Annotated in this window: 15 protein-coding genes; 9 read left to right on the top strand and 6 right to left on the bottom strand. The window is 56.8% G+C overall.

What is annotated here, in order from left to right; all coding sequences use genetic code 11:
* Positions 1-94 precede the first annotated feature (94 nt).
* From NUX24_RS17325 to NUX24_RS17315, 3 genes are all read right to left on the bottom strand, one after another.
* A complete protein-coding gene (locus NUX24_RS17325; protein WP_126330476.1) occupies positions 95-703 on the bottom strand; it encodes a glutathione S-transferase in 609 nt (202 codons plus the stop codon).
* 90 nt (positions 704-793) lie between these two features.
* The gene (locus tag NUX24_RS17320) at positions 794-1,930 is read right to left on the bottom strand and encodes an HlyD family secretion protein (RefSeq protein ID WP_126330474.1); all 1,137 of its coding nucleotides are present in this window, start codon (positions 1,928-1,930) and stop codon (positions 794-796) included.
* Positions 1,931-1,932: 2 nt separating this feature from the next.
* Positions 1,933-2,289 (bottom strand): DUF3302 domain-containing protein, encoded by a 357-nt coding sequence (locus NUX24_RS17315; protein WP_023334046.1) that lies wholly within the window; start codon positions 2,287-2,289, stop codon positions 1,933-1,935.
* A gap of 659 nt (positions 2,290-2,948) precedes the next feature.
* Between NUX24_RS17315 and NUX24_RS17310 the strand changes: the two genes are divergently transcribed.
* The 9 genes from NUX24_RS17310 (at position 2,949) to trmL (ending at position 13,035) form a co-directional block, all read left to right on the top strand.
* Complete coding sequence (locus tag NUX24_RS17310; RefSeq protein ID WP_023309922.1) at positions 2,949-4,856, top strand: PTS mannitol transporter subunit IICBA; 1,908 nt, start codon at positions 2,949-2,951, stop codon at positions 4,854-4,856.
* Positions 4,857-4,955: 99 nt separating this feature from the next.
* Positions 4,956-6,104 (top strand): mannitol-1-phosphate 5-dehydrogenase, encoded by a 1,149-nt coding sequence (mtlD, locus tag NUX24_RS17305; RefSeq protein ID WP_257833070.1) that lies wholly within the window; start codon positions 4,956-4,958, stop codon positions 6,102-6,104.
* The gene (gene mtlR / locus NUX24_RS17300) at positions 6,101-6,691 is read left to right on the top strand and encodes a mannitol operon repressor MtlR (RefSeq protein ID WP_023309920.1); all 591 of its coding nucleotides are present in this window, start codon (positions 6,101-6,103) and stop codon (positions 6,689-6,691) included. Before mtlD ends, mtlR begins: the two co-directional genes overlap by 4 nt.
* A gap of 58 nt (positions 6,692-6,749) precedes the next feature.
* Positions 6,750-7,112 (top strand): YibL family ribosome-associated protein, encoded by a 363-nt coding sequence (locus NUX24_RS17295; RefSeq protein WP_010436679.1) that lies wholly within the window; start codon positions 6,750-6,752, stop codon positions 7,110-7,112.
* A gap of 271 nt (positions 7,113-7,383) precedes the next feature.
* Positions 7,384-9,039 carry an L-lactate permease gene (gene lldP / locus NUX24_RS17290; RefSeq protein WP_257833067.1) on the top strand — a complete coding sequence of 552 codons (1,656 nt, stop codon included), beginning with the start codon at positions 7,384-7,386 and terminating at the stop codon, positions 9,037-9,039.
* A complete protein-coding gene (gene lldR, locus NUX24_RS17285; protein ID WP_257833065.1) occupies positions 9,036-9,809 on the top strand; it encodes a transcriptional regulator LldR in 774 nt (257 codons plus the stop codon). The genes lldP and lldR overlap by 4 nt, the downstream gene beginning before the upstream one ends.
* Positions 9,806-10,993, top strand: coding sequence for an FMN-dependent L-lactate dehydrogenase LldD (gene lldD, locus NUX24_RS17280; RefSeq protein ID WP_047651772.1), 1,188 nt, complete (start codon positions 9,806-9,808; stop codon positions 10,991-10,993). The genes lldR and lldD overlap by 4 nt, the downstream gene beginning before the upstream one ends.
* Before the next feature lie 182 nt (positions 10,994-11,175).
* Positions 11,176-12,516 (top strand): aromatic acid/H+ symport family MFS transporter, encoded by a 1,341-nt coding sequence (locus NUX24_RS17275; RefSeq protein WP_257833063.1) that lies wholly within the window; start codon positions 11,176-11,178, stop codon positions 12,514-12,516.
* A gap of 45 nt (positions 12,517-12,561) precedes the next feature.
* Complete coding sequence (trmL, locus tag NUX24_RS17270) at positions 12,562-13,035, top strand: tRNA (uridine(34)/cytosine(34)/5-carboxymethylaminomethyluridine(34)-2'-O)-methyltransferase TrmL (RefSeq protein WP_033147028.1); 474 nt, start codon at positions 12,562-12,564, stop codon at positions 13,033-13,035.
* On the opposite strand, the gene cysE is transcribed toward trmL, so the two are convergent.
* The 3 genes from cysE to secB all read right to left on the bottom strand — a co-directional run bounded on the left by cysE (position 13,032) and on the right by secB (position 15,414).
* Entirely contained in the window at positions 13,032-13,853 is an 822-nt protein-coding gene (gene cysE / locus NUX24_RS17265) for a serine O-acetyltransferase (RefSeq protein WP_008502718.1), read from the bottom strand. The genes trmL and cysE overlap by 4 nt on opposite strands.
* A 74-nt stretch (positions 13,854-13,927) precedes the next feature.
* A complete protein-coding gene (gene gpsA, locus NUX24_RS17260; protein ID WP_126330459.1) occupies positions 13,928-14,947 on the bottom strand; it encodes an NAD(P)H-dependent glycerol-3-phosphate dehydrogenase in 1,020 nt (339 codons plus the stop codon).
* The gene (gene secB, locus NUX24_RS17255) at positions 14,947-15,414 is read right to left on the bottom strand and encodes a protein-export chaperone SecB (protein WP_003860835.1); all 468 of its coding nucleotides are present in this window, start codon (positions 15,412-15,414) and stop codon (positions 14,947-14,949) included. Before secB ends, gpsA begins: the two co-directional genes overlap by 1 nt.
* Between the last annotated feature and the right edge of the window lie 7 nt (positions 15,415-15,421).

Below are 15,421 nucleotides of genomic sequence, written 5' to 3'. Positions count from 1 at the left end.
TGGCGAGTAAATATCTTCCCCCCTCCCGACGGGAGAGGGAGTTAACATGTGGAGGGATTGTACCGCCTCCGACGCCGAAGTGTTATAACCCGCATCAAGCCTTTGGCGGTTCGGTACGGGCAAAGCTCTCGCGGCTAAAAAGCGTGTCTGCAAGCTTCACCAGCAGCGGACGGTCGACGCACCAGCCAGGGGAAACGCGGCGGAAGTTAAGATAGCCAATGGCGCAGGCGATAGCGATGGTTGCCAGGTTCAGGCTGTCGGTTTGAATCTTTCCTTCCCGGATAAGCTGTTCGCACCTGTCCAGGCTGCGGCTGATTTTTTCCCGCTGGCGTAACAGTTCCGTTTCCGACTGCTGGGCAGCGGGCCTTGCCTGTTCACGCACGGAGGTTAACGCCGCATCCATAATGCCATCGGCCAGGGCTTCAATTTGCTTCATCGCCAGCGCCGCCTTTGGGTCAGCCGGCAGCATTGCCGGGGCAACGCCCAACAGCTCGATATACTCCGCAATAATCGGGGAATCGAACCAGTATTCGCCCTCGTCCGTCACCAGCGCCGGGACTTTCCCCAGCGGGTTGTACTGCGCGACGCCGTTTTCAGCGTTGTAGGGCTGTTCATTCACGAATTCAAATTCAATCCCTTTCTCCAGCAGGAGAATCGAGATTTTTCGCACGAAGGGACTGGTGTAGCTACCGATGAGTTTCATTGCCTGATCCTTGATGCCGGAAAAAAGTCAGTATGGATCAAGCGATGAAAAAAGGGCAGGTATGCGTGTCGTATTCCTGCCCAGGAAGGATTAGTGATCGAGATAGAGGTAGTGCATCCAGCTGGTCATGCGCAGCAATACTTTACGCATCACCGAGACGTGGGCGAAATGGTCCGAGTAGACCGCCACCTGGGCATAGATACCGTCCGGCAGGGCATCGACTTCAGCGTCAGGGCTCAGCTCTATGATGGCCTGCACGCCATCCGTACCCGGTGTGACCGTCAGAGACTGCAGCGCGCCCTGCGCCTGATAGGTTCCTCCCGGCACCACAGGCAGAATTGCGGTGAGCTTACCGGAGAACACCTGGCCCGGCAGCGCGTTAAACACCACCTCCGCTTCATCGCCCGGCTTCAGACGCAGCAGCGAGTTCTGACGGAACTGGGCCACGATCTGACGCTTCTGTTCAGGAATAAAGACCATCACCGGACGCAGCGGCAGCGCGGCGGCATAAGTTCCGGGACGGATTAAGACCTGGGTGATGTAACCATCGCTTGGCGCACGCACCACGGTCTGATCCAGGTTGTATTTCGCTTCGGCAAGCTGCGCGCGTAAGGAGGCAATCTGCGACTGCTCGCCGTTCACCATGCTGTCCAGCTGGCTTTGAATCTGCGTCTGTTCGGCAACGGAGCCTTTCACCATCGCATCCTGTGCGAGATAATTTTGGCGCGCGTTGTCGATATCGCTTTCAGAAAACGGATTCACCTTCGCCTGGCTGCCTTTCAGGTAGCGCTGATAATCTTTAAACAGGCGATCGCGTTCAGCCGATACGCGGGTGGTATTGGCGACCGCTTCCGAAAGCTGCGCTTTCAGATTGTCGATATTATGCGTCGCGGTCACCAGGTCGGCCTGGAGTCTGTCGACGCGCGCCTGGTAGCGGCCCGGATCCAGCTTAAATAACACTTCGCCTTTTTTAATAAGCTGGTTATTTTTATCGGTGACTTCACTGACCACACCGGTCACCTGCGGCGTAATCGGAATAGAAATAACCGCCTTTTGCGCCGTAAAGGTATACGGGTGGTTATAGTTCATTAACAGAATAAGTCCGGCAACAATAAATACCCCGCCTAATGTCGCGGTGGCAAGCGTCCACTGGTTAACCGGAATTCGGAATATTTTAAAGATGGCCCAGGCAAATGCCACGTAGGTCAAAATAATCAACAGATCCATGATTAGCGCTCCAGCGTGTTTTTATCAGCAGCGGGCTGTACCGCGGCCAGCTTTTGTTCTAATTCGGCCACGCGTTTGGCCAGCGCATCCATGCCCGGAACCTCATCAGGCTTGGTGATGTGGTTTTGCATCCCCCAGCCGCGATCTTCACGGTACAGCGTGGCCCATATCCACAGGAACGGCCAGATGGCATGGAGCGTAAACAGGCTAATCCACCCTGCCGTGTGAATCGCATCGGCATGCGGATGGTTTCGCTTTTTGGCCATATTATAAGGAATGTCATGGATGGCGATGATTCCGTAAAAGAGAACCAGAAATACAAAAATCAATACGCCCAGCGCGAAATAGTTGAGAAACATATTCTCCTCACTTAAACAACGTCAACTCATTGAATTAATAAAACAGTACGCAACCTAATTAATTTATTTTAAAATACATAAGGTATACTGGTTATTTCAGAGCCGGGGAGTATCGGTTTTTATAATATCTCCGTGCAAGTTTATAAGCGTGTCAAAATATATCCTGAATAATAATATACTTAACCTTACAATATGAGCGTAATCCACCTTTTAACTTTTCGCCATACCACACATCAAAAGTGGTTTTTTAGCTTATCGTGTCGTGCAATATCCTCCTGGCGCTGAATCGCGAAGCAGAGTTTGCCGCCGATCACAGCCGGAGAAATCTGCATAAAAATATTTTGTGAAATCAGTCACAATCCAGAAACAAACCCACAAAATCAAATCGTGACGCTCATCACAGAAAAGGGTGGTTTTTGTCGTTTTTCTCACCATCGTATTTTTTTTAGTCATACATTTTGTGATTCAGATCACCTCATTAATGTCCACACCCCCTACATTTACGTGATACACGTCACATAAATTTTCGCCGTCTGGACAGTTGAACGATTCAGTGCCAGATTTCACAGCATCAGAACAGGGCCCGGCTACCTCTGCCGCCTCATTAACAATAAACCTCGGGCCGCAAGCCTAAGCGTAAACAGAAGAAGGGGTGTTTTATGTCATCCGATTTCAAGATCAAAGTTCAAAGCTTTGGTCGTTTCCTCAGCAACATGGTGATGCCAAATATCGGCGCGTTTATCGCGTGGGGTATCATCACTGCATTGTTCATTCCGACAGGGTGGTTGCCTAACGAAACGCTGGCGAAACTTGTTGGCCCAATGATTACCTATCTCCTGCCGCTGCTCATCGGTTTCACCGGTGGTCGACTGGTGGGCGGTGACCGTGGTGGCGTAGTGGGTGCCATCACGACCATGGGGGTTATCGTCGGTGCGGATATGCCGATGTTCCTCGGTGCAATGATTGCCGGTCCTCTGGGCGGCTGGGCGATTAAGAAATTCGACGTCTGGGTTGATGGTAAGATCAAATCCGGCTTCGAAATGCTGGTGAACAACTTCTCTGCGGGCATCATCGGGATGATCCTCGCGATTCTGGCGTTCCTCGGCATTGGCCCTGCGGTAGAAGTGCTGTCCAAAATTCTGGCGGCAGGCGTTAACTTTATGGTTGCGCACGATATGCTGCCGCTGGCGTCTATCTTCGTAGAACCGGCGAAAATCCTGTTCCTCAACAACGCCATCAACCACGGCATCTTCTCGCCGCTGGGTATTCAGCAGTCTCACGATCTCGGCAAGTCTATCTTCTTCCTGATTGAAGCCAACCCGGGTCCGGGTATGGGCGTACTGTTGGCGTACATGTTCTTTGGTCGCGGCAGCGCTAAGCAGTCTGCTGGTGGTGCGGCAATCATCCACTTCCTGGGCGGTATCCACGAAATTTACTTCCCGTACGTGCTGATGAACCCACGTCTGATCCTGGCCGTTATCCTTGGCGGTATGACCGGCGTGTTCACCCTGAGCGTGCTGGGCGGCGGTCTGGTGTCTCCGGCCTCTCCGGGTTCTATCCTGGCGGTGCTGGCGATGACGCCAAAAGGGGCGTACTTCGCCAACATCGCGGCTATCTGTGCAGCCATGGCCGTCTCCTTCGTGGTCTCTTCTATCCTGCTGAAAACCAGCAAAGTGAAAGAAGATGATGACATCGAAGCGGCGACCCGTCGTATGCACGACATGAAAGCCGAATCCAAAGGCGCAACCCCGCTGGCGGCTGGCGATGTGTCTAACGACCTGAGCCACGTTCGTAAAATCATCGTTGCCTGTGATGCCGGTATGGGTTCCAGCGCAATGGGTGCAGGCGTGCTGCGTAAGAAAGTGCAGGATGCGGGCCTGACCAACATCTCCGTCACCAACAGCGCCATTAACAGCCTGCCGCCGGACGTTGACCTGGTTATCACGCACCGCGACCTGACCGAACGCGCCATGCGCCAGGTGCCGCAGGCGCAGCATATCTCGCTGACCAACTTCCTCGACAGCGGCCTGTACACCAGCCTGACCGAACGTCTGGTTGCGGCGCAACGTCACGAAGACAATGAAGTGAAAGTGCGCTCAAGCCTGCAGGACAGCTTTGACGAGAGCAATGCCCACCTGTTCAAACTGGGTGCGGAAAACATCTTCCTTGGTCGTACCGCGGCAACTAAAGAAGAAGCGATTCGCTTTGCCGGCGAGCAGCTGGTGAAAGGCGGCTACGTTCAGCCTGAATACGTTGACGCGATGCTGGAACGCGAAAAACTGACGCCAACCTACCTGGGCGAATCCATCGCGGTGCCGCACGGTACGGTTGAAGCGAAAGATCGCGTTCTGAAAACCGGCGTCGTATTCTGTCAGTATCCGCAGGGCGTGCGCTTCGGCGAAGAAGAAGATGACATCGCCCGTCTGGTGATTGGTATCGCCGCTCGCAACAACGAGCACATTCAGGTGATTACCAGCCTGACCAACGCGCTGGACGATGAATCTGTCATTGCGCGTCTGGCGAGCACCACCAGCGTGGAAGAAGTCCTGGCACTTCTTAACAAATAAGTTCTCTTCCCTCTCCCCCATGGGGGAGAGGGCTAGGGTGAGGGGAAACGTTCCTCACCCCAGCCCTCTCGGGTAAAAACATTGATGAAGGTTAACACTATGAAAGCATTACATTTTGGCGCAGGTAATATCGGTCGTGGTTTTATCGGTAAACTGCTGGCAGACGCGGGCATTACGCTGACATTCGCCGATGTGAATCAGGTGGTCCTGGATGCCCTGAATGCGCGTCATAGCTATCAGGTCCATGTGGTCGGCGAAAACGAACAGGTTGAGACGGTATCCGGCGTCAATGCGGTCAGCAGCATCGGCGAAGACGTTATCGACCTCATCGCCAGCGTCGATCTGGTCACCACCGCCGTGGGCCCGGTTGTGCTTGAGCGCATCGCCCCTGCGGTCGCGAAAGGCCTGGCAAAACGTAAAGCGCAGGGTATCGACACCCCGCTGAATATCATCGCCTGTGAAAACATGGTGCGCGGCACCACGCAGCTGAAAGGCCACGTGCTTAACGCTGTAGCAGACGAAGACAAAGCCTGGGTTGAAGCGCACGTGGGTTTTGTGGATTCCGCCGTGGACCGCATCGTCCCACCTTCTGAATCCGCCACCAACGATCCGCTGGAAGTGACCGTGGAAACCTTCAGCGAGTGGATCGTTGATAAAACCCAGTTTAAAGGCGCCCTGCCGACCATTCCGGGAATGGAATTAACCGATAACCTGATGGCATTTGTCGAGCGCAAGCTCTTCACGCTGAACACCGGGCATGCTATAACCGCGTACCTCGGAAAATTGGCCGGTCATCAGACCATTCGTGACGCGATCCTCGATGAGAAGATCCGCGCGGTGGTAAAAGGGGCAATGGAAGAGAGCGGCGCGGTGCTGATCAAACGCTACGGTTTTGATGCTGAGAAACACGCAGCATACATCCAGAAAATCCTCGGTCGCTTTGAAAACCCGTATCTGAAAGATGACGTTGAGCGCGTGGGCCGTCAGCCTCTGCGCAAACTGAGCGCGGGCGACCGTCTGATTAAGCCGCTGCTGGGCACGCTGGAATACGGCCTGCCGCACGCCAACCTGGTGAAAGGGATTGCCGCCGCGATGCACTACCGCAGCGAGCAGGACCCACAGGCGCAGGAACTGGCTCAGCTGATTGATGACAAAGGCGGGCAGGCTGCGCTGGCGCAGATTTCCGGTCTGGACGCCAACAGCGACGTGGTTGTGGAGGCGGTTAACGCATACAACGCAACCAAATGATGCACAGTGCGGCGCAGGTTAACCTGCGCCCAAATAATAGATTGTCAGATATGCAGGCAATAATGGAACAAACCCAGGCCTTTGAAAATCGTGTGCTTGAGCGTCTGAATGCTGGCAAAACCGTACGAAGCTTCCTGATTGCCGCCGTCGAGCTGTTAACCGAGGCGGTGAATATCCTGGTGCTTCAGGTGTTTCGCAAAGACGACTACGCGGTAAAGTATGCTGTAGAACCGTTACTGGACGGAGACGGACCGCTGGGCGATCTATCCGTGCGTCTGAAGCTGATTTATGGTCTTGGCGTGCTCAACCGACAAGAGTATGAAGATGCGGAGCTGTTAATGGCGCTGCGCGAAGAACTCAATCATGACGGTAACGAGTATACCTTTACCGATGATGAGATCCTGGGGCCCTTCGGCGAGCTGCACTGCGTCACCGCGCTGCCCCCTGCGCCCCATTTTGATAACAGCGACCCTGAGCTCTACGCGATGCAAAAGCTGCGTTATCAACAGGTTGTCCGTTCCACGATGGTTCTCTCCCTGACTGAGCTGATTTCCCGAATCAGCTTAAAAAAAGCGTTTCAGAAGTAAGCCTGCTCACATTGGTGTATCCTTCCCTGTAAATTCCCCGTTTTCAGAGTTATTTGTCATGAAAGAAGTCGAAAAGAACGAAATTAAACGCCTGAGCGATCGCCTGGATCTGATCCGCCACCAGATGGCTGGCCTGTCACTGGTCGATTCCGCCGAGAAGTACGCCGAGCTGGAAAAAGAAGCCGCCACGCTGGAAACAGAAATCGAACGTCTGCGCGAAGTGAAGGGCCAGAAGCTGAGCAAAGAAGCGCAGAAGCTGATGAACATGCCGCACCGCCGCGCGATCACCAAAAAAGAACAGGCCGACATGGGCAAGCTGAAAAAAAGCGTCCGTGGTCTGGTGGTGGTACACCCGATGACTGAGCTTGGCCGCGAAATGGGCCTGAAAGAGATGACGGGTTTTTGTAAGACCGCGTTCTGATTTCATGCCGGGTGGCGCTGCGCTTACCCGGCCTACTCTTTTCCCCTTCGTGTGAATTGGTCCAACCAATAGCGCAACCAATCCTTCCCCGGTTCACAATTCCATTATTTCCGCTCACAAACTCATTGCCCACTCATAACATTTGGTTAACCATTCATTGTCATTAACCCTACAACACAACATTGGCAGGACCACTTTTACACAACCTGTGACGCAGAGTTGAGCGGAGACTCACCCGCAGCGCAGGCTGTCTGGTCCCCAGGAGACCTGCATGAGCCTCTGGCAACAAAACTACGACCCGGCCGGAAATATCTGGCTGTCGAGCCTGATCGCATCGCTTCCGATCCTGTTCTTCTTCTTTGCGCTGATTAAGCTCAAGCTGAAGGGCTACCTTGCCGCTACGTATACCGTTGCCATCGCCCTGCTGGTGGCGCTGTTCTTCTACAAAATGCCGGTCGATCGCGCGCTGGCCTCCGTCGTCTACGGTTTCTTCTACGGCCTGTGGCCGATTGCGTGGATCATCATCGCCGCGGTGTTTGTCTATAAAATCTCGGTGAAAACCGGGCAGTTCGACATAATCCGCTCGTCGATTCTTTCCATCACGCCGGACCAGCGCCTGCAGATGCTGATTGTCGGCTTCTCCTTCGGGGCGTTTCTGGAAGGTGCGGCAGGCTTTGGCGCACCGGTGGCGATCACCGCCGCGCTGCTGGTGGGTCTGGGCTTTAACCCGCTCTATGCCGCGGGCCTGTGCCTGATTGTGAACACCGCGCCGGTTGCGTTTGGCGCGATGGGTATTCCAATTCTGGTGGCCGGACAGGTCACCGGGCTGGACAGCTTCGAGATCGGCCAGATGGTTGGCCGCCAGCTGCCCTTCCTGACCATTATCGTCCTGTTCTGGATCATGGCGATTATGGACGGCTGGCGCGGCGTGAAGGAGACCTGGCCTGCGGTGATGGTGGCGGGCGGTTCGTTCGCGATTGCCCAGTACCTCAGCTCGAACTTCCTCGGCCCGGAACTGCCGGACATCATCTCTTCGCTGGTGTCGCTGGTCTGTCTGACGCTGTTCCTGAAACGCTGGCAGCCGGTGCGTATCTTCCGCTTCGCCGACATGGGCGCCTCGCAGGTCGATCAAAACCTGGCGCGTACGGGCTATACCGCGGGACAGGTGATCCGCGCCTGGTCGCCGTTCCTGTTCCTGACCGCAACGGTCACCCTGTGGAGCATTCCGCCGTTTAAAGCCCTGTTCGCGCCGGGCGGGGTGCTGTATGACATGGTGATTAATATTTCCGTGCCGTTCCTCGACAAGATGGTCGCCCGTATGCCGCCGGTGGTACACGCCGCCACGCCGTATGCCGCGGTCTATAAATTCGACTGGTTCTCCGCCACCGGTACCGCCATCCTGTTTGCCGCTATCCTTTCCGTGGTGTGGCTGCGCATGAAGCCTGCGGCCGCGGTGCAGACCTTTGCCGCGACCATTAAAGAGCTGATGCTGCCGATTTACTCCATCGGCATGGTGCTGGCGTTCGCGTTTATCTCGAACTACTCCGGCCTGTCATCGACGCTGGCGCTGGCGCTGGCCCATACCAGCCACGCCTTCACCTTCTTCTCGCCGTTCCTCGGCTGGCTGGGGGTGTTCCTGACCGGTTCCGATACCTCGTCTAACGCCCTGTTTGCCGCGCTGCAGGCCACGGCAGCCCAGCAGATTGGCGTGTCGGACGTCCTGCTGGTGGCCGCGAATACCACCGGCGGCGTGACCGGGAAAATGATCTCTCCACAATCCATCGCCATTGCCTGTGCGGCGGTGGGACTGGTCGGTAAAGAGTCGGATCTGTTCCGCTTTACCGTGAAACACAGCCTGATATTCACCTGCATGGTCGGGGTGATCACCACCCTGCAGGCCTATGTCTTAACCTGGATGATCCCATGATAGTGATGCCCAGACGCCTGTCCGACGAGATTGCCTCTCGCGTGCGGGCGCTGATTGAAGAACAACAGCTGGAAGCGGGCATGAAGCTGCCCGCCGAACGCCAGCTTGCCACCCAGCTTGGCGTGTCGCGCAATTCACTGCGCGAGGCGCTGGCGACGCTGGTCAGCGAAGGTGTGCTGGTGAGCCGTCGCGGCGGCGGCACCTTTGTGCGCTGGCAGCATGACGACTGGTCCGAGCAAAACATCGTGCAGCCGCTGAAGACGCTGATGGAGAACGACCCGGACTACAGCTTCGACATCCTTGAAGCGCGTCACGCCATCGAAACCAGTACCGCCTGGCACGCGGCCATGCGGGCAACCGACGCCGACAAAGAGAAACTCATCGCCTGCTTTGAGGCCACGCAAAGCAGCGACCCGGATATCGCCTCCCAGGCGGACGTCCGTTTTCACCTGGCGATTGCCGAGGCGTCGCACAACGTGGTGCTGCTTCAGACCATGCGCGGGTTCTTCGACCTGCTGCAATCCTCCGTGAAGCAGAGCCGCCAGCGCATGTATCTGGTTCCGCCGGTGTTTGCCCAGCTGACCGAACAACACGAGGCGGTGCTCAACGCCATTCTGGCCGGTGATGCCGAGGCCGCGCGCAAAGCGATGATGGCGCATCTCGGTTTCGTGCACACCACCATTAAACGATTCGATGAAGACCAGGCCCGACAGGCGCGTATTACCCGTCTGCCTGGCGACAGTGATATTTCCAGGGAGAACAAAGCATGATCATTTCAGCAGCCAGTGACTATCGCGCCGCGGCGCAGCGCATTTTGCCCCCGTTCCTGTTCCACTATATCGACGGCGGGGCGTATGCCGAATACACCCTGCGCCGCAACGTGGAAGATCTGTCGGAGGTGGCTCTGCGCCAGCGCGTGCTGAAGAATATGTCTGACCTGAGCCTTGAGACAAAGCTGTTCAACGAAACGCTCTCCATGCCCGTGGCGCTCGCGCCTGTAGGCTTATGCGGCATGTATGCCCGCCGCGGTGAAGTGCAGGCGGCAGCGGCAGCGGATGCCAAAGGCATTCCGTTTACCCTTTCCACCGTGTCCGTCTGCCCGATTGAAGAGGTCGCCCCGACCATCAAGCGCCCGATGTGGTTCCAGCTGTACGTCCTGCGCGATCGCGGCTTTATGCGTAACGCGCTCGAGCGCGCCAAAGCGGCGGGTTGCTCCACGCTGGTCTTTACCGTCGATATGCCGACGCCCGGCGCGCGCTATCGTGATGCCCACTCCGGCATGAGCGGCCCGAATGCTGCGCTCCGCCGCTACTGGCAGGCGGTTACTCACCCGCAGTGGGCTTGGGATGTCGGCCTGCACGGTCGTCCGCACGATCTGGGCAATATCTCGGCATACCTCGGTAAACCGACCGGACTGGAGGATTACATTGGCTGGCTGGCGAACAACTTCGATCCGTCGATCTCGTGGAAAGACCTGGAGTGGATCCGCGAGTTCTGGGACGGCCCGATGGTAATCAAAGGGATCCTCGATCCGGAAGATGCCCGCGATGCGGTGCGCTTTGGCGCAGACGGGATTGTGGTCTCTAACCACGGCGGACGCCAGCTTGACGGGGTGCTCTCCTCCGCACGCGCCCTGCCGGCCATCGCCGATGCGGTGAAAGGCGATATTGCGATCCTGGCCGACAGCGGCATCCGCAACGGGCTGGACGTGGTGCGTATGATTGCGCTGGGCGCCGACAGCGTGCTGCTGGGGCGCGCGTATCTGTATGCGCTGGCGACGGCGGGCCAGGCAGGGGTGGCGAATCTGCTCAACCTGATCGAAAAAGAGATGAAGGTGGCGATGACGCTGACAGGTGCAAGAACGATTAGCGAAATCAGTAAGGATTCTCTGGTGCAGGAGTTAAGCAAATTACCGGCGGCGCTGGCGCCACTTGCTCAGGGAAACGCGGCCTAAATTCTCCTCCGTTAATACACCTTTTTCTCGCGCCCGATTTTCCCCTCGGGCGCTTTTTTACGCCAAAAATAACATCCAGATAACATATTGGATAAGAAAATTTGACATCCACCTGCCGTCCGCAATTGTATAGACAAGCAAATACAAGAACACAAAAACAACATCAGATCGGAGGGGAGCGTATGGCGTATTCAGGTAAGGTGGATATTCAGCAGGTGATCGATGAGAGTCCCTTTTCAGGGTTTCACTGGCTGCTCATTGTGCTGGGCTTTCTGGTTCTGGCGATCGATGGTTTTGATACGGCGGCGATGGGCTACATTGCGCCCACGCTGTCGGCAGAATGGGGGATCCATAAACAGGATCTAGGGCCGGTGCTGAGCGCTGCGCTGCTGGGGCTGTCGCTGGGCGCGCTGATTGCCGGTCCGGTATCGGACCGGATGGGGCGCAAGCGCGTGCTGGTTTTTTCGTGCCTGTTCTTCGGCCTTGCGAGCCTGGGGACGGCCTGGGCGCAAAGTCTGAATACGCTCACGCTGTGGCGGTTTCTGACGGGCCTGGGCCTCGGTGCCGCAATGCCTAACGCCATCACGCTGATCTCCGAGTTTGCCCCCCAGCGCTGCCGCGCCATGGCGATTAATACTATGTACTGCGGCTTCCCTCTCGGTGCGGCGGGCGGCGGCGCGATCTCTTCCTGGCTTATCCCCCACCACGGCTGGCGAAGCGTGCTGCTGACCGGCGCGATTGCGCCGCTGATTTTAACGCTGCTGCTGGCGCTGTTTTTACCGGAGTCCGTGAAGTTTCTGGTGCAGCGCGGGAAAGACGTCATGCAGGTCAGCCGTATCGCCAGCCGGTTCGCCCGCAGCACGCTGGATAGCGTCACGGGCTTCTTCCTGGCGGAGGAGAAGCTCGCCTCTAAAAAAGGGAGCGTGTCGCAGCTCTTTTCCATGCCCTGGCTGCCCGGCACCCTGATGCTGTGGGTGACCTATTTTATGGGGCTGGTGATTTACTACGTCCTGCTTAGCTGGATGCCAACGCTGATGCAGGAGATGGGCTATGCGCTGGCGGAATCCGCCTGGCTCACCTCGCTGTTCACCTTCGGCGGCACCGCAGGCATTCTGCTCGCGGGCTGGATGATGGACCGCTGGGAAGCGCATAAAGTGGTCGCGTGTGGTTTCGTGCTGACAATGGGCCTCATTCTTTTGCTTGGCATTGAGCATAACCATATCGCCCTGTTTGGCGGGCTGATTTTCCTGATGGGGATCGCGATGAACGGCGCGCAATCGGGCATGCAAACCCTGGCCGCCACCTTTTACCCTACCGAGTGCCGCGCGACGGGCATCGCCTGGATGCAGGGGATCGGCCGCTTTGGCGGCGTGGCGGGAACCATGACCAGCGCCCAGCTTCTCGCTATGCAGTGGCAGGCAGACAGTATTTTAATGATCCTCAGCGTGCCCGCTCTGGTGGCCGCTGCGGCAACCGTCTACAAAATGCTGTACAGCCGCTCGCAGGAACCCGGCGTCGCGTAGTTCCTCTCTTTTCTGCTATTCTGCCCCCGCAATTAAGGGGGCAGCATGCTTAACATCGTTTTATTCGAACCAGAAATTCCGCCGAATACCGGCAATATTATCCGCCTGTGTGCCAACACCGGTTTTCGTCTGCATATCATTGAGCCGATGGGCTTTACGTGGGACGACAAACGCCTGCGTCGCGCAGGGCTGGATTATCATGAATTTACCGCCGTCGTTCGCCATCACGATTACGCTGCGTTTCTGGAAGCAGAGAAGCCGCAGCGCATGTTCGCCCTGACCACCAAAGGCACGCCAGCGCACAGCGCCGTGAGCTATCAGGCAGGTGACTATCTGATGTTTGGCCCGGAAACCCGCGGCCTGCCGGCCACGATCCTGGATGCCCTGCCCGCTGAGCAGAAAATCCGTATTCCGATGATGCCGGACAGCCGCAGCATGAACCTATCGAACGCGGTGTCGGTGGTGGTGTATGAAGCCTGGCGCCAGCTGGGATATCCGGGCGCCATTCTCAGAAGTTAAATGCCGTCGCCATACTCGAAGGTATGGTGAATGCCGTTGAAGTGCTGATCCATGTCCATGGACGGCTTGTCGCTGTCTGGTTTACCGACGATGCGCGCCGGTACGCCAGCGGCGGTGGTATGCGGCGGTACGGGCTGGAGCACCACGGAGCCTGCGCCAATCTTCGCGCCGCGCCCGACTTCGATATTGCCAAGGATTTTGGCACCCGCGCCAATCATCACCCCTTCACGGATTTTCGGATGGCGATCGCCGCTGGTTTTACCGGTACCGCCCAGGGTAACCGACTGCAGGATCGAGACGTCATCTTCAATGACCGCCGTTTCCCCGACGACAATCCCGGTGGCGTGGTCGAGCATGATCCCGCGGCCAATTTTCGCAGCCGGGTGAATATCGACCTGGAACGTCACGGAAACCTGGTTTTGCAGGAAGATCGCCAGCGCGCGGCGGCCTTCATTCCACAGCCAGTGGCCGATGCGGTAAGCCTGCAGGGCGTGGAAGCCTTTCAGGTACAGCAGCGGCGTAGAATATTTATCGACCGCCGGGTCACGCGTGCGCACGGCCTGAATATCGCAGGCGGCAGAGGCGATCATTTCCGGGTCTGCAGCGTAAGCCTCTTCCACCACTTCACGAATAGCGATAGCGGGCATGATCGAGGAAGCCAGCTTGTTGGCGAGCATATAGCTCAGCGCACTGCCGAGGTTTTCGTGCTTAAGTAGCGTTGCGTGGTAGAAACTGGCCAGCATAGGCTCGCAGTCGGCAAGCGCCCGGGCTTCGGCTTTAATATTGTTCCAGACGATATCCAGTTCTTCACACGGCATTGCTTACTCCAGACGATAGTTAATGACCAGCCAGTTCTGCGCTGGCTGGGTCATTCAGGTGACAACGGTTCCGACTAGTTACTGCTGCGCTCGTCCTTGCGCGCACGACCTAATAAGGTCAATGCTGCCTCGCGCGCATTTTTTCCGCAATACAATACCTGATAAATTTCCTCGGTTATTGGCATTTCGACACCGAAACGGTGCGCCAACTCGCGGACTTCCTTGGTATTGCGGTAGCCTTCAACCACCTGACCAATCTTCTCCTGCGCGCTTTTAACATCGCTGCCCTGTCCGAGCATCATGCCAAAGCGGCGGTTACGAGACTGGTTGTCGGTACAGGTCAGCACCAGGTCGCCCAGGCCAGCCATCCCCATAAAGGTGGCCGGATCGGCACCCAGCGCTTCGCCCAGGCGGGACATCTCGGTCAGCCCTCGGGTGATCAGCGCCGTACGCGCATTGGCACCAAAACCAATGCCGTCTGACATCCCTGCCCCAATCGCAATCACGTTCTTCACCGCACCGCCCAGCTGCACGCCGATAAAATCGGGGTTGCTGTAGACGCGGAAGCTCTTACCGCAGTGCAGCAGCTGTTGAAGATCGTCGGAGAAGGCCCGATCGGTGGAGGCCAGCGAAATCGCCGTCGGCAGGCCAGCGGCCAGCTCTTTGGCAAAGGTCGGGCCGGAGATGACCGCCAGCGGGATCGCATCACCCAGCGCTTCGCGGGCAACGTCCTGCAGCAGGCGTCCGGTTTCGGCTTCCAGTCCTTTTGTCGCCCAGACAATGCGCGCATCCGGGCGCATCAGCGGCTTAATCTGACGCAGCACGTCGCCAAATACATGGCTCGGAACCACAATCAGAATGTTGCGGCTGGCCGCCAGCGCGGTCGCAAGGTCGCTTTCAAGGTGCAGGGAGTCAGGGAACGGAACGTCCGGAAGAAACGCCACGTTACAACGGTCGCGTTGCAGCGTTGCGATATGTTTTGGGTCGTGGCCCCACAGGACCACATCGTGACCATTTCTTGCCAACGTGATGGCAAGAGCGGTGCCGTATGAGCCGGCACCGATCACAGTCATTGACGCATTAACAGTGCTCATCAGGCATCCTGATGTTGTTCAGCACCTTCGCCAGCTTGCTGCTGCAGATAGTTCATGAACAGCGCATCAAAGTTAACTGGCGCAAGGTTCAGTTGCGGGAATGTACCGCGAGAAACCAGGCTGGTGATGCATTCACGCGCATACGGGAACAGAATGTTCGGGCAGTACGCACCCAGGCAATGCGCCATCTGGTTGCCTTCGATACCGCCGATAGAGAAGATGCCGCCCTGCTGAACTTCACACAGGAATGCAGTTTCTTCGCCCAGGGACGCGGTAACGGTCACACGCAGCACGACTTCATACACGTCATCAGCCAGCTGGGTAGATGCGGTATCCAGATCAAGTTTAACCTCTGGCTGCCAGTCTTTCTGGAAAACATGTGGCGCATTTGGCGCTTCGAAAGAGACGTCCTTGGTGTAGATACGCTGGATCTGGAAAGTCATTTCGGTGTTGTTTTGTTCTGACATGGAAATA

Source organism: Enterobacter sp. HG048 (assembly GCF_024702055.1).
In the GTDB taxonomy this organism is placed as follows: Bacteria; Pseudomonadota; Gammaproteobacteria; order Enterobacterales; family Enterobacteriaceae; genus Enterobacter; species Enterobacter dykesii.
This window is presented reverse-complemented; position numbering and strand designations above follow the sequence as displayed.

Bases quoted from the DNA above. Each gene is read 5' to 3' on its own strand.
- trmL (WP_033147028.1), top strand. From the start codon at position 12,562: ATGCTTAACATCGTTTTATTCGAACCAGAAATTCCGCCGAATACCGGC.
- lldD (WP_047651772.1), top strand. From the start codon at position 9,806: ATGATCATTTCAGCAGCCAGTGACTATCGCGCCGCGGCGCAGCGCATT.
- NUX24_RS17295 (WP_010436679.1), top strand. From the start codon at position 6,750: ATGAAAGAAGTCGAAAAGAACGAAATTAAACGCCTGAGCGATCGCCTG.
- NUX24_RS17275 (WP_257833063.1), top strand. From the start codon at position 11,176: ATGGCGTATTCAGGTAAGGTGGATATTCAGCAGGTGATCGATGAGAGT.
- cysE (WP_008502718.1), bottom strand. From the start codon at position 13,853: ATGCCGTGTGAAGAACTGGATATCGTCTGGAACAATATTAAAGCCGAA.
- gpsA (WP_126330459.1), bottom strand. From the start codon at position 14,947: ATGAGCACTGTTAATGCGTCAATGACTGTGATCGGTGCCGGCTCATAC.
- secB (WP_003860835.1), bottom strand. From the start codon at position 15,414: ATGTCAGAACAAAACAACACCGAAATGACTTTCCAGATCCAGCGTATC.
- lldR (WP_257833065.1), top strand. From the start codon at position 9,036: ATGATAGTGATGCCCAGACGCCTGTCCGACGAGATTGCCTCTCGCGTG.
- mtlR (WP_023309920.1), top strand. From the start codon at position 6,101: ATGATGCACAGTGCGGCGCAGGTTAACCTGCGCCCAAATAATAGATTG.
- NUX24_RS17310 (WP_023309922.1), top strand. From the start codon at position 2,949: ATGTCATCCGATTTCAAGATCAAAGTTCAAAGCTTTGGTCGTTTCCTC.
- NUX24_RS17325 (WP_126330476.1), bottom strand. From the start codon at position 703: ATGAAACTCATCGGTAGCTACACCAGTCCCTTCGTGCGAAAAATCTCG.
- NUX24_RS17320 (WP_126330474.1), bottom strand. From the start codon at position 1,930: ATGGATCTGTTGATTATTTTGACCTACGTGGCATTTGCCTGGGCCATC.
- lldP (WP_257833067.1), top strand. From the start codon at position 7,384: ATGAGCCTCTGGCAACAAAACTACGACCCGGCCGGAAATATCTGGCTG.
- mtlD (WP_257833070.1), top strand. From the start codon at position 4,956: ATGAAAGCATTACATTTTGGCGCAGGTAATATCGGTCGTGGTTTTATC.
- NUX24_RS17315 (WP_023334046.1), bottom strand. From the start codon at position 2,289: ATGTTTCTCAACTATTTCGCGCTGGGCGTATTGATTTTTGTATTTCTG.